Genomic DNA, 14,225 nt, shown 5'->3' on the forward strand with positions numbered 1-14,225 from the left:
TTCCGGGCGGATGGCTAACGACGGCAAGCAACCTCGTCGTCAGCCATCCTTTTTGAGTGCTTTCTGCTTGCGCAGCGCCTGTTCTCTGATGCTGGATAAACTGTTGGTTGGTGTGATCACTTCAGGTGACAACCGAATTTCAATCACGGCCGGAAGCCCGGAAGCGCACGCCTGCTCAAACGCTAATGCAAAATCTTCCGTCTTAACAACTACCGCGCCAGAAGCGCCAAACGAACGGGCGTAAGCAGCAAAGTCGGGATTGGTCAACGTGGTGCCATGCACGCGAGACGGATATTCACGTTCTTGATGCATCCGTATGGTGCCGTAAATCCCGTTATTAACAATGATAAAAATCACTGGCAACGCATATTGCATTGCCGTCGCCAGTTCCTGACTGCTCATCATAAAACAGCCATCACCTGCGAAAGCCACCACCATCCGCTCTGGATACAGGGACTTCGCGGCAATTGCAGCCGGCACGCCATAACCCATAGCGCCACTCGTCGGCGCTAGTTGGGACTTAAAATGCCGATAGCGATAAAAGCGGTGAACCCAGGTGGCGTAGTTGCCAGCGCCGTTACAAACAATCGCGTCAGCAGGAAGTCGCTCGCGAAGTGTCTGCATGATCTCCCCCATCTGAACTGGCCCCTCCACTTGAGGTGGCGTGCTCCATGCAAGATATTGCGTGTGTGCGGCCTCCCCTTTACCAGACCACGCAATCCCGGTCTGCGGGACCAATTCCGCAAGCGCAGCGGCACATTCCGGCATGCTGGCGTTAATCAATAGTTCAGCGGCATAGACGGACCCTAATTCCTCCGCACCGGCGTGGATATGGATCAGGCGCTGTTGCGGTGTAGGAATAGCGAATAAGCTGTATCCGCTGGTCGTCATCTCACCCAGCCGCGGGCCAATTGCCAAAACCACATCCGCGTCCTTAATACGCTGTGCCAATGCAGGATTGATACCGATGCCAACATCGCCAGCATACAAAGGATGGGTATTATTAAACAGGTCCTGAAATCGAAACGCACACGCCATTGGCAATTGCCAAGCCTCTCCAAATTGACGTATATCCTCACATGCTTGCGGGGTCCAGCCACTGCCGCCGAGTATCGCAATCGGCTTTTTTGCAGCACCAAGCAAAACAGCTAATTGCTGTAATGATGTGGGCGTCGGTGCGCAAGCCACGCGCTTGTATGGAGGCGCGGAAAAAGCCTCCGCTATATCGGTCAGCATGTCTTCCGGCAACGCTAATACCACCGGGCCAGGCCTTCCGCTCACAGCGGTATGAAATGCCCTGCTAATATATTCAGGGATGCGTTTAGCGTCGTCGATTTGGGCAACCCATTTCGCCATATGTCCAAACACGCGTCGGTAGTCAAGCTCCTGAAATGCCTCACGATCCATACAGTCACGAGCAACTTGTCCGATGAACATAATTAACGGAGTCGAGTCCTGATGTGCCGTATGCAACCCAATCGCCGCATTCATCGCACCCGGACCACGTGTAACCATCACAATTCCAGGCTTTCCAGTTAGCTTGCCGTACGCCTCGGCCATATTCGCAGCGCCACTTTCATGGCGACATACACGCAAGGCAACCTTCTCTCTGACATCATAAAGTGCATCGAGTACGTTCAGATAACTCTCGCCGGGTACGCAAAAAACATGATCCACGCCATGTGTCACCAGACAACTCACCACAATCTGACCTCCGCTTCCAGAAATAATCGCAGTGGTTTCCATTTTTTCTCCAGATGATTTAGTGGCGTTGATAACTGCTTTAGTGGCGTTGATAACTGCATTAGGGATTTTTTGTATTGACGAGTGACCAATAACCAACGCGCTACTATTGATACTAATACCGAGCCATTGATTGCCTATTTTATAATTTGTAATACGCTATGTAGTGAAACATAAAAATGAGCAGTTCGCTATTTTCAGTTCAGACCGACGGAATCAGATCGCACGGTGAGCGAGGTGTTTGTAATTCACGTTCATAGCAAAAAATACGGACAGGAAGAATTGTCTTTCGGCATCATTGTTTCGACGCGTGACATTCATTTGAAATAAAAAATAGGTACTTGTTTGTTCATGATGGAGTTGTGCAATGGCATCCCCGACAAAGCGTGATCGGATCGAATCAGTGATGAGGCGAACGATAGCCGCTCTCCCCTTCGCTGATGGCTGTCAAGCGGCAATCGTCTTGTTGCTGATGCTTTGTATCAGCGTACTCATTTTTAGCGCTGCACCAAGTTTGCTTTTACACTTATTACAGTGGTTAGGGAAAGATTGTATTTGGTGTACGGTCGCCCCGATATGAATTTCATCAAGGCGAGTCATGATACAAAAATTGAATCTTTATACAGGTTTGATGTCCATTCTTATTAGATAACTGTTAATGAGGAAAGCAAAAAATCCCTCTGCCTCTTCCTTTTATTGACTTCACAATCAGACAATTTCTGTTTTGCAATTAAAGTATTGCAGAGCTATCGGATAAGGCCAATTAGTCATCATAATGTCGTAAAAAAGCATCAAGTTTATTTGCAAAAGAGATTCACTTTCACGTAGCTTAATCTCGCTGTTACCATATAAATGTCGACATCATAAGCAACCTAAAATAGTGACAAGGAACGGAGAAAAAGAGACTAAAACAGAGACAAAATTTAGGCACCTTCAAATGTTACGTCATGAATATTTTGAAGTAATACCTGAAACTCATTACCCGAAATGAAGTACTGATTCTTTAATTGTCTTTGTACACGTAAAGGAGAAATCATGAACATACTGAAACGTTTGTTTACTCCCACACATCTCTCTATCGTCACTGATGAACTAGTGGCGGCCAGGCTGCAATTATTATCAGCAGAAAACGACCTTGAGCACGTTCAGGCGCAAGTAAACTTGCTCAATACCCGCATAGCAAGACTAGAGGGGAAAATGAAAAGCATTGCCGCTTATACGTCGACGCTTGATGCGCAAATTTATGCAACCCGATTACGCAGTACGATGTTCGCTGATCCTGCCGCTCGTACACAGCAAACTGAGCACGACATCTCAGAGTTACGGCCGAAGATCGCTGGAAAGTGAAATCTATGTCAATTTATTAGATTTCTAATCTTTTGGCAGCTAAACGATATGTCATCGCATCAAGCGATGACATATTTTGAATACTCAATGACATAATCATGGATGCGGCAGCGTGTTCAGACTGCGCTAATTTAAAAAATGAATTACCGATAAAAGCAGAGGTTGTTGTCACCAATAAATGCGATTGGTGCACTGGCTAATCAGCTATCGGAATTTTCTGAATTCCAGAAAAGGAATTTTTCCGCAAATGGTTAGAACAAGGTATTTAGACGGCTATTTTAGCTATGCTCGCTTCATCCTTCCGCCGATACCGAATACATCAAGTCTTTTTACAAAGCAGCGAGAATATGACGGACTGCCTCTTGCGCGACCGGATCACTCAACCCGAGATGACTTTTCGTTTCAACCAATCGATCCAGACACCATCCGGGCCAGCCGAATGCATCGTCGTCAATGGCGAACCAACTATCTGGTTTGCGTTGCTCGACATCATTCCAAATTTGCATCCCGCGCGGCATAATATCAAATTCACTTTGCAGCAATTTCGGGTGATGGAATGTCGAGCCAAGAACTCGTGCACGCAACTCTTCGCTCAATTCCTGGCGAGTAGCATCGAATCCTAGTGCCCGCACCCAACTTGTGGACAACACAATTTTTACATCCGGGTGCGGTGCAAGCAATTCTTCCAAAATTGGCATCCACTCAAAAAAAGAACGTTCTGGATTCGTAATGTACATGCCACGCTTGCGATTACGCATCACCATGCCATCGTGCAAAACACCGTTAAAGTCTAAGTATAAAATTTTCATTAAGTTTAATTATCAATGCTGAAATAAAATGTTGCGTGGCACTGATGTGATCGCCAATTCTAGCTATCCGACTCTTTTTATGCTCTTTTGAAAACAGCCAAAAATATCAGTTGCTCTTCACGTCCACCCATCAAGAATTGTTTTGGTTATCGTGTCATCACTCTGTTTTCCAAGATCGGGAAATTTTCATAAACTATCGTTTCCCCGCTTTACAAAAAGCAAGCCCGTTCCAATTGCCATCAACAGACCACCAAAAATCCTGTTTTGAATCTTGAACGCTCGCGCGTTTCGAAACAGATTTTGCATTGACCTTCCGGCTAATGCATAACCGTGCATAACAACTACATCGACTGTCACCGTGGTGAGCGCCATCACCAGCAGCTGCAATCCCAAAGGTCGATTCTGTATAACAAATTGCGGCAAAACAGCGACCATAAAAACGATGCCCTTAGGATTTGTCATGTTGGTAAAAAGTCCCGCTGCGTAACGACGTCGCCATGTAAACACCTCAGGCAGGCCTTTCTTCGGCGACATAAATCCAGTCGATTCAGCATTTGGTACCGCACTGCGCCACTGCGAAAAGCCTAGATACACAAGATAGCCAGCACCTAGAAATTTTACAATATTGAATGCCACCTCAGATGCGACAAGCAACGAGCCCACACCGGCACCAGCAATCAGCAGGATTACCACTAAACCGCACTCAAGGCCAAGAATCGTTGCGCCAGTGCGCCTTACTCCAAACCGTACTCCATGACTCATTGATAGAATCGCACCCGAACCAGGTGAAACGGCGATAAGAACCGACGCAAATAAATACGTTGTCCAGAGATTAATATCCATACTAAGGTTAAATTTATTTGATAGTCCGCTATTTTAACGGCGTACGCGGAATGGGTGTCGGTGAAAGTTGTCCGCTCTTTAAAATGCTGCTTCAAAGACACGTTATTAAGCAACGCGTTGACGCTAATCAATCACTTCCGCAAAATACTGAACTTGCGATATTGCTGATTTAACGCTGAATACGCCTGATTTTGAGTCTGACTTGGCGATCACAAGACATCAAAAGGAGTAAGCAGATCACAACTTAACGACGTTGTATATTTCCCTCAAATAACTCTGCAGTTGAAAAATCCGCGTTCAGGGCATCGTTTTAAACTAACCGACCGGTCTGGTCACACATCTAGCACCGATAGTTAGTATTATATTAATTTTTACTACTCAGCGGCATTTCTTGCATACTCAATGCGTCGTGCCTGGTCTGACTCTATTAATAATTGATACCGTGTTTCCGATACTCGTTGCAATAAAACCGCAGCATATCGCTCACGCTGCAACCATTCGATGATCCAAGAAGAAAGCAAAATAATAGTTGCATAAATAATAATTATATACAAATCTTTTACAGCTATCGCCTCAAACGAATAATAGGGTTTTCTAAAGAAGAAAAATGCTGTCGGAAAACTAATTATAAGAAGACCTGTTGAATGCCAGAACCCAAAAAAACATGCCATAACAATACAGTTTATGGCAAAAAACAACATAGACATTGATTCATCCAATATTGAATTCAGCACATATCGCAAACAAAATGTTAAAGCGAATCCTAATAAACAGATTCCTATCGAATTAAGACCACTTTGCTTCCAGGTTCTACTATTTTTTAATTTCATTGCAGTTTTCAGATAAAGAATAACAGGTCAGTAATAGCGAGAAATCGGCCAACGATCTCAGCCTTTATCCACGACGATCTTTTAACGGTGATTTATGCTGCAATTCCCTATAAGAAATATCTTTTAAGTGCATTTCTATATTTTTTTGTATGAACTGAACTGTTTCATTCGTCACAATTTCTCGCTCGTTATCGACAGTAATAATATGATAACAATCGCCTAACCAAATGACTTTTCGCATCTCGGAACTGACATGCTCCAAAATTAACTCGGGATTTTTAGGTGATGCGGTTTCATCATCGATTGCATGAATAACTAAAATATTCGTTTTAACTTGTTTGAGCGAAGAACGCACATATGCCATCATTTGATGCGCCCCACGAAGTTGTCGCGCCGGAATTGCAGCCGCTCCCACTGCAGCGACCCCATCTTTTTTGAGAGCATTAGCAACTCTTCTGCGCATATCAAAGTTCTTTATTCCAAATGGCTCGCCCTCTTTATGAGACCAATTTTTATAGCCCAAAAAGAAAGGTATCTGCATTAAATGTTGATACCAGGGTATTGACCATCCGTCATATCGCAAAACAGGAGACAACGCTACTATAGCAATCGCCTCACTGCTGCGAGACGCAACTGCCAAAGCCAATGTTGCCCCCATACTCAAGCCGCAGATAGACACTGTTTTAAAATTCATTTTCAAACGAGAAATCTCGCTATCCACCACTGCACACCAATCTTCCCAGTGCGGGGTCATTGTTGAATCAACGTGTCCTGCGGAATAATTAGGTATCAACAACTCAATGACTGCGCAGCCACTTTTTCGTAATGCCTTAGGTATAGACCCCATTTCAAGCGACGAACCGCATAATCCGTGCAATAAAATGACTGCATGGGTGATGGGTTGTTCATTGTGCATTTTTGAATCCATAGGAGATATTAAGCATTGCATTAGAGTAACTCAAAACGACAACTTGTGAAGTTCACTTTGGGAAAACGCATCCCAATCAAGCTTTTAAAGAGGCAAATAGATCAATTGGTCATTTACAAATCGTTTCACACACTAGCATCAGCCAAGATTGTAGTCGATGCTCGTCTTATTGAAGCAAATACCGCTTAACAAATTATATTTTTAACAATTATGCCAGTAACTATCAGGACTGGCTTAACGGACACCACTGATAAGGATATTCGGCATCGCCAATGTATGCCCGATATGGCTTGCACAAGGATGCATTGATAAAGAAGCCATTTTGGGTTAGCCCTTTTTCTACGCTGGCAATGAACACCTTATTCTTGCCTTCAACATCCACAATATCGGAAGCTAGTACCTGGATCGCGCATTGTGCATTGTCAACGGGAGCATCCAACATGCTGACGCTAGCATGAAGCTTTAGACGCGTGATTATCCAGCGTAATCCCTCGCAACCACTTTTGGTTGATGTAACTCCTAAGCCAGACGCGATTTCACGGATTTTGGTGATCTGCGCTATCCGACTGGATTGTTTTTCGCCTTGGACAATGGCGAAAATAGGACCACCGCGTTTATTTACAATCTCATGAATACGGTTAACATAAGCCGGCATTGCTCCAGGAAAATTACCTTCTATCTGCGTAAAAGCAATATTGGGTGGAAACTGCGCGGCCAGCCATCCATAAGCCGGGTCACCATTCGCCAAAATGACGGTAGTTTTCTCCGGAGCAGCTATCGGCGGCAAATCGATACGGAACATTTTTTTCGCCCATGACGCATGCCCCCAAGTGGTCAGCCCCCCTAGAAGCACTACAGCCGTTGTTACCGCAAAAATAGTCATCGCGATTTTACGGGCTTTTTGATAGCTTTTTAGCTGCATGAGTAAAATGAATACGACTAACGGCGCGCACATCTCAATCGGTATCAGATAACGCTGAATACTAAATAATTCCATCCAGATGAGATATCCAATGGCAACCACTGCAACGATATATTTCGCCTCCGGCAACATGCTACTTATCGTAGTGCGCGTCTTCCTTTTCAAGAATATTGCAGCAAGCCAGCACCAGAAAAGAACGTACACCACAGGCCAGATAATTTGATGGAGCGGAAGCTGCCCAACTCTTTTAGGATTCAATGAAAATAAGAATGGCCAAAATAGCGTTTCAAAATGATTTTTTGGTCGCCAAATCACATCGGCAACACTCACCGATCGCGTCAACGGATTTGGGAAATATGTACTGAATTGGGGGAAAAAAGGATTGCCGAAGGTGCGCCACATCTCAAAAAACCAATATCCCGAAGTGGCTGCTATACCAATTAACACGCCAACACCGAAAAAGAATGCCAGACGAAATCGCGTTATCCAATTAACCTGCACCGCGCAAAAGCTGAGACACAGAGCCATTGCAAATACAACATTGGTCAACTTTAAACCTGTTCCAAGACCAGCTACCGAACCAGCAAGTATTACGATAAGAATCGGCCGCACACCATTTTCAGAAAATTTTTCCCACCCATACAAAACGATGAGTAAAGAGCCAAGGATAAAAATGGAAGTCGAGGCATCCCCCATTGTATTTCCTATACTTGAGAGGAAATTCGCTGTGAGACAACCAACTATTGCCAGTAAAAGTGGTATGCGAAAACGATCTTCTGACGGAAGGTCGGGCAAAGTCTTGCGGCATATACCTGCCAGAAGAATAAAATTGATGCCATGTACTGCGCCCATCATGAAACCAACAAGCGGCGCAGGTAGATGCAAAGACAACCAATAATACGGCACATCCAAAATCGGATTAAAGTACGTTTGCATTCCAGCCGGACCCAAATCCGTATGTAACTTGCCGTTTAATAGCGCAAACGCGTTATAGACATGATAGTTTTGCAAGTCCCAGTTAAGGTCAGTTCCAAGCCATAAAGAAACCAGACCAAAAAATAATGGTGCAAGAAGACAAGCAATCAATAATGTCTTAGGCTTGTTCAGGTCGCAATGATTAAAGCTCGTTCGATTTAACGCGCACTGCAAAATATTCATTTCTTACATTTTTCCGAAAGTTTAAATACCCACAACCTTGCACTGAAATAGTTAATCACCATTCCTGCAAGCGAACCAACGGCGACAGCAAAAAAGGGAAGAAAAGGAATGTTTTGGCCCTGGACTATCACAAGACTATATGCCGCATAGTTAATCAGACCACCTAAAGACATCGCAGCGAGATAACGGATTGCTTCATTCAAAACCGCACTATTCGGCCTCGTAGAAAATGTAAAACGACGGTTGACCATCCAAGTAACCCACACAGCACAAAGAAATGATATTACGCGACCAAAAAAATATCCAAAACCGATATGAAGCGTCAAATATAAAATACCAACGTCGACCCCAAACCCGAGCGCCCCGACCATAGCAAAACGAATAAATTGTCGACAACTGTCCATTAGTTAGGATTCTTTGTGGCAGGCGCAGGATGGACTAGATAAGCAAATCGTTTTGCTTCAGTTCGACCCTTCGTAACGGTATTAAGCACAATCCCACAGGTCAGTAAAATGACGCCAAACAACATTAATGCAGAACATAAAACGGCAGTAGGATAACGGGGCACGAGACCAGTCTCGTAATAAGTCTCAAACAAAGGCAGCGCCAAAAGAATGGCAATTAAGGAGCAAAAGAAAAAACCAAAAGAAAAAAACGTCAACGGCTTTTCGGATTTAAATAATCTAACGATCGTGACGAGTATCCGAAAGCCATCACGATAAGTATTTAACTTACTTGAAGATCCCTGTACCCTTGATCCATAGGTCGTATTCAACTCTGCGACAGGCATCCTTAGCTGTAATGCATGGATCGCAAGCTCAGTTTCGGTCTCAAAACCCCGGGATTGCGCGGGAAATGACTTGACATACCGACGTGAAAAAACGCGATAACCCGATAACATATCGGTAAAAGTTCTTCCAAAAAGGAAGGCAACAAAACGAGTCAATACCGCATTACCAAGGCGATGCCCAAACCGATAGGCTTTTTGCTCCTTTGTAACCCGGACACCAACCACCATATCCAGGCCTTCGGTTAATAGCTTATTAATCAGCCGCGGTGCCACCGTTGCATCATAGGTATTATCGCCATCGACCATAACATAGACATCTGCATCTACATCTGCAAACATCCGTCGGACCACGTTTCCCTTTCCTTGCAGCGGAACTGAGCGCACTGTCGCTCCAGAGAGCTTAGCAACGTCCATAGTCCGGTCTGTCGAGTTATTATCGAAGACGAAAATTTCTGCAGTCGGAAGAGCGAGCCTAAAATCCTGTACAACTGATGCCACTGCAACTTCTTCGTTATAGCAAGGAATGAGAACGGCTATCCGTTGCAGGGTGAATATTGATTCATTAAGATGCTCATTAAATTCACACGCAGTTTCATTCATACTTTTCCAGTTAAAGTTACTCCCTGCACCCATAAACTGATCCCAGGCACTGATCTATTTTTCGTTATTATACGGCGTCATTTTATGTGGACTTTTATTGTTTTAAAAAAATCCAGACGCTTAGATAGATTCGGGCAAGTCAATCATAAGTGCCACGGAACCCAAATAACGCGAAAGCTTACAATCTACCAAAGTATTTAACAGTCTGATGCAACTTAGTTTAAGGCGGCATAAAGTAAGCCCAAGCAGTCGTCATTTGGAAAAAATATCCGGTTAGCAGAAACCCGGGGCTGACCAATATTCAGGCCCGACCTCCTATCAAACAATAGGACAACTCCCTATTTAAAAACAAATATGACAGATGTCCTGGAAAAATGCGCGCTGGAAAAAAGTAATATGCGCCACTTTTTTACCAGAACACGACTTCGCGCTACTAAGTAGCTAATATCCAGTCATAATTGACAGGATGAACGCACGTCTCGTTAAACTTTCTAGGTACTGATAGCTTTTTTGATGTAATTTGCACAGATTCCAGCCGATACGATCATTTCGTATGTGTGCTCCACTAATACTTTTAAGATGAACCGTTTTGTCTATTTCAACTAAACCAAATAGTCCTAATCGATTTTTGCAACTCGATTCAGACTTCGACCCTAAGGTGAGTTTGAAGTTTGAGTTGCAACCGATCATCCAATTTCAACGCAGCGCGACGATAGAATGTGAGTTGCTTTACCGCGGGCCAATCCCGGCGCAATGGTTAGACATTGATCGCAGTGTATTGAAGCACCTGGGTTCTACGCGGCTGGCAGAAGCCATTTTGTTCGTCAATATCGCCAATGAATCACTACTTGCGTTACCTAGCGAACTGTTCACTCTCGCTGCACAAAAAAATAACGTGGTATTTGAAGTCAGCGAATCCTATTCAGACCCAAAGACATTTGACCTGATCACGGCCAAGATCAATAGCCTGTCATTACTCGGGTTAAAATTTGCCATTGACGATTTCGGTAATGGACAAGATGGATTCAAACGTCTTTACGCCATTCATCATTGCACGCACATCAAAATTGACGGTATTTTTTTCAAGACGGCTATGACGCGAGATGACGCAGCAACGATGCTGAAGATACTCATTCAGCAATGGCAATCCCGTGGCATTCGCGTGATTGTCGAATGCGTCGAGACCGTGGCACATTTCATATTTGCTAAAGAGTTAGGATTTGACAAGGCGCAAGGCTGGTTTGTCGATAAGTTGGTGAACGACGTGCCGGAGGGAGTTGTAACGGTCAGTATGTAAATTTATCTGAATGGTCGATTCACACACTGACGATATGAACTGTAGCAATTCCGGTTAGCATCTCGGCAAATAACAATTCTCTGAGCAACTCTCAAAAAATAGAAACGCCCCCAATCCATTTGATTGAGGTTAAATTTTATTAGACGCCTTGCCGCTTTTATCGTTTAGATCATCAAAGTGTCTCGCTGCAATTTCCGCAAGCATCTGAGATGATGACGACGCCAGGCGCATCAGGCGCTCAGTGTGAATAGTACTCAACGTTGGCATCGCATCGCTGCTTCTGTTCAGGGTCCTGAAGTGAGTAACCTCTAGGCATGTTTGAATACCACGACAGACATCTACCGCCAGTGCACGAAACTGCGTGTGTTTATCAGTTTGATGATCTACAGGCAGCCACGAAAACGCCTTATGAAATGCCTCTTGTTCTGGCATCGGCAGGATTGGCTCGCTCATGAGAGCGCCCTCCCAACGACATCGTCGAAGACTATCGGCGCACCGTAGATAAATAACGACGGATTTTGGCTCGTATAGTGAGCGGTAGTTGAAGTAAGAACATTAAACATCAATTGATTCCTTGTACGATTAGGCCGCGCCCCGATTCCAAGCGGGCTCGGCGGGAAATGGCAGGTCGGAAAACCGATTTACGAGGCGCTACCGGCAAGCCGAAGCTTTCCCATCATTGCCAAGCCGCGAAGGCTTAACAAAATAAACGCACATTAAAAACCGCATTGCGATTTTTGTGAACCTTGTACGTTGCGTGCTTCTAAGCACGGTTCCTTTTTTTCCGGCATACATTTAGTATAAAGCATCAGCGTAAATTTTATAAAGCCCGGATTTCCGCCCGTTAGAACGTTAATTCCGTGCAATCTGTTCCTATGGCTTACTCGCCTGGATGACAGTGAATATTAGGAACATTTTCTTGTGACACGCTGCGCGAGTGGACCAGATAGTGATGGACGTCATGAACGCCATCGAGACGGCGTCTGGCGATGAATGGGACGGCAACAAACATATCGAGGCGATGATGCGCCGAAAGTCAGCCTGGTATTTTTGCCATTCGGCTGACGGTAAGCCATCCGCCATATCTTGGAGCCCACCGGCGAGACTTCCAAATACATGCCCCCGTCTGCTAAAGTGTAGGCCTTGTCCTTTGGTTTGGCGCTTTTGACTTGAATATCCGTGAGGGGGGTGGCGAGTTTGGGCATTTTTTCATCCAAGTCAGTTTTAAAGTGCATCCATGTGCCCAAATATGGATGCAAAAACCGTGAATGTAAATGGACAACGCTGGACGACAGGCCACAAAAAACCGACGTCTGCACTATGGCGGAGGCCGGTTATTGAACTTCTACGAACATTATAAACGCTGTCTTGGAGGAGAAGGTGGGAGCAATAAACAATTAAAAATCAATGGCTTACAGTTAAATACCACAAAAAGTACCACAAAAACTCGGAATCTCTATTCAGGAATCGTATTAGGATTTCATGACGAGCAAAAAGTGCACTCCAGCAAGGTTGCCCGGCCTGCCGAATATTTTAAAACATTCCCTTATACTATCAGGATGTGCGGACGAATCACTCAAACTAGAGCAGCGATTGCCTATGCAAAAGAAATGGGCTGGGTCGATGCGGACTATCGCAAGTACGACTGGTCACCGAACTGGAATATCCCACCAGGAAGCCGCCCGCTATTGATGCACCAGCTTGACGGCAAAAATCATATCGACGAGGTACCTTGGGGATATCGCCCACAATGGGCCGTCGATAGAAAAATTCCTTTGATGATCAACTCCCGACTTGAAAAGGCCGCGACCGGGCCGATGTTCCGCGGCATGTTCCGATCCGGTCGGTCAATTGTTCCGGCCGACGGATGGTACGAGTGGACCGGTGAAAAGGGACACAAGCAGCCTTGGTATATCAAACTGAAGTCCGATCAGCCGGTTTTCATGGCCGCGATGACGGACATCCGGCCAGATAAAGAAGTACTCGCCGGCTCTGGCTTCGTCATCGTGACTGCTGCAGCCGAGGGCGGAATGGTAGATGTTCACGACCGCAGGCCGGTGGTACTTACAGCTAGCGACGCGGCGCTCTGGATGGATAACAGCCTGTCACCAGAACAGGCCGAAGAAATAGCGCGTCAGCTGGCGCTGGGGCCGGAACATTTCGAATGGTTCAAAGTGTCGACTGATGTGAATAAAGCAGGCCACAGCGCTTCATACATGATCGATCCAGTCGATAGCTAATTACTTTGCGGCTGGCGGGCGCATTCCGATGATCGTTATAACCCAATTTTGTAGGTAGGTCGGTGCTGTTTTGTTCTCGCGCTGATACCCGCGAAATCGCATAACGTCTCCGTTCATCGCTACCAAGACCGGTGCGTTCAACGTGGCGACGAGATTTGTGCGCAACGCATCGTCACCCCAGGCAATCACATCCATCTGTACCGTGCCCGCAATATCGCATGTAGTTATGCAGCCAAATATCCCTTCATCGCGGTTGAGATCATAGTCCGACCGACGCACTCCGCATTTCCGCAATTGAAGAATTTTGCTGTACATAAACAGTACATCAAAACATTTTAAGAATTGGTGACATCACGTTCGGTAAGCGTGCGAAAAGTCGGTTTTCGTTGGTTTACATTAATTTCGGTTCGCGGTATTTTCATAATTGTCACAGCTCGGATCGAATGCTATGTAACTGAAGGAACATGTCCAGAAGCGGTCGTTGAAGCCTTCGGCCTTTACAGCTCATCGTAACTACAATTGTGGAGAATTTAATGAAGTACATGGCTATTAAGTACCGAGTTCTGAATGAAGTCACAAATCAATTTTGTTGCGTAATAGCGGTCAGGAAGGAGGGCACGATTAGCCTAAATTCATTAGATATAGCGCAGAAATTTGCAGACTTACATGAACATCCAAATCATAAAACCGCACACGTCCAGTTGTGGGAGGAGGAAGA

The 14,225-nt window shown here is 45.1% G+C and carries 14 protein-coding genes; 3 read left to right on the plus strand and 11 right to left on the minus strand.

Features of this window, described 5'->3' with window-relative positions; translation table 11 throughout:
- Positions 1-39: 39 nt before the first annotated feature.
- On the minus strand, positions 40-1,746 hold the full coding sequence (locus tag ACXX82_RS24040; RefSeq protein WP_322239108.1) for a thiamine pyrophosphate-binding protein: 1,707 nt from the start codon (positions 1,744-1,746) through the stop codon (positions 40-42).
- A 1,032-nt stretch (positions 1,747-2,778) separates the two neighbouring features.
- On the opposite strand from ACXX82_RS24040, the gene ACXX82_RS24045 reads away from it, so the two are divergent.
- Entirely contained in the window at positions 2,779-3,090 is a 312-nt protein-coding gene (locus tag ACXX82_RS24045) for a hypothetical protein (protein WP_322239110.1), read from the plus strand.
- Positions 3,091-3,419: 329 nt separating this feature from the next.
- On the opposite strand, the gene ACXX82_RS24050 is transcribed toward ACXX82_RS24045, so the two are convergent.
- From ACXX82_RS24050 to ACXX82_RS24080, 7 genes are all read right to left on the minus strand, one after another.
- Positions 3,420-3,899 (minus strand): HAD domain-containing protein, encoded by a 480-nt coding sequence (locus ACXX82_RS24050; protein ID WP_458563865.1) that lies wholly within the window; start codon positions 3,897-3,899, stop codon positions 3,420-3,422.
- 186 nt (positions 3,900-4,085) lie between these two features.
- Positions 4,086-4,742: a LysE family translocator gene (locus ACXX82_RS24055; protein ID WP_322239114.1), complete on the minus strand. Its 657-nt coding sequence runs from the start codon at positions 4,740-4,742 to the stop codon at positions 4,086-4,088.
- Positions 4,743-5,116: 374 nt separating this feature from the next.
- Positions 5,117-5,572, minus strand: coding sequence for a DUF4118 domain-containing protein (locus ACXX82_RS24060; RefSeq protein ID WP_323519046.1), 456 nt, complete (start codon positions 5,570-5,572; stop codon positions 5,117-5,119).
- Positions 5,573-5,636: 64 nt separating this feature from the next.
- The gene (locus tag ACXX82_RS24065) at positions 5,637-6,488 is read right to left on the minus strand and encodes an alpha/beta hydrolase (protein ID WP_458563866.1); all 852 of its coding nucleotides are present in this window, start codon (positions 6,486-6,488) and stop codon (positions 5,637-5,639) included.
- 235 nt (positions 6,489-6,723) lie between these two features.
- Entirely contained in the window at positions 6,724-8,580 is a 1,857-nt protein-coding gene (locus tag ACXX82_RS24070; protein ID WP_458563867.1) for a hypothetical protein, read from the minus strand.
- A complete protein-coding gene (locus tag ACXX82_RS24075) occupies positions 8,577-8,984 on the minus strand; it encodes a GtrA family protein (protein ID WP_458563868.1) in 408 nt (135 codons plus the stop codon). Before ACXX82_RS24075 ends, ACXX82_RS24070 begins: the two co-directional genes overlap by 4 nt.
- On the minus strand, positions 8,984-9,970 hold the full coding sequence (locus ACXX82_RS24080; RefSeq protein WP_458563869.1) for a glycosyltransferase family 2 protein: 987 nt from the start codon (positions 9,968-9,970) through the stop codon (positions 8,984-8,986). Before ACXX82_RS24080 ends, ACXX82_RS24075 begins: the two co-directional genes overlap by 1 nt.
- Before the next feature lie 589 nt (positions 9,971-10,559).
- Between ACXX82_RS24080 and ACXX82_RS24085 the strand changes: the two genes are divergently transcribed.
- Positions 10,560-11,267: an EAL domain-containing protein gene (locus tag ACXX82_RS24085; protein ID WP_322239126.1), complete on the plus strand. Its 708-nt coding sequence runs from the start codon at positions 10,560-10,562 to the stop codon at positions 11,265-11,267.
- Positions 11,268-11,396: 129 nt separating this feature from the next.
- Here the strand turns inward: ACXX82_RS24085 and ACXX82_RS24090 are convergent, their stop codons facing one another.
- Both ACXX82_RS24090 and ACXX82_RS24095 read right to left on the minus strand, forming a co-directional pair.
- Positions 11,397-11,720 (minus strand): hypothetical protein, encoded by a 324-nt coding sequence (locus ACXX82_RS24090; RefSeq protein ID WP_458563870.1) that lies wholly within the window; start codon positions 11,718-11,720, stop codon positions 11,397-11,399.
- 506 nt (positions 11,721-12,226) lie between these two features.
- Positions 12,227-12,502, minus strand: a complete 276-nt coding sequence (locus ACXX82_RS24095; protein WP_458563871.1) for an Arm DNA-binding domain-containing protein — start codon at positions 12,500-12,502, stop codon at positions 12,227-12,229.
- 102 nt (positions 12,503-12,604) lie between these two features.
- Between ACXX82_RS24095 and ACXX82_RS24100 the strand changes: the two genes are divergently transcribed.
- Complete coding sequence (locus ACXX82_RS24100; protein ID WP_458563872.1) at positions 12,605-13,507, plus strand: SOS response-associated peptidase; 903 nt, start codon at positions 12,605-12,607, stop codon at positions 13,505-13,507.
- Here ACXX82_RS24100 and ACXX82_RS24105 read toward each other — a convergent pair whose 3' ends face one another.
- Positions 13,508-13,786: a hypothetical protein gene (locus ACXX82_RS24105; RefSeq protein WP_458563873.1), complete on the minus strand. Its 279-nt coding sequence runs from the start codon at positions 13,784-13,786 to the stop codon at positions 13,508-13,510.
- Positions 13,787-14,225 lie beyond the last annotated feature (439 nt).

It is taken from the genome of Glaciimonas sp. GNP009, assembly GCF_054343755.1.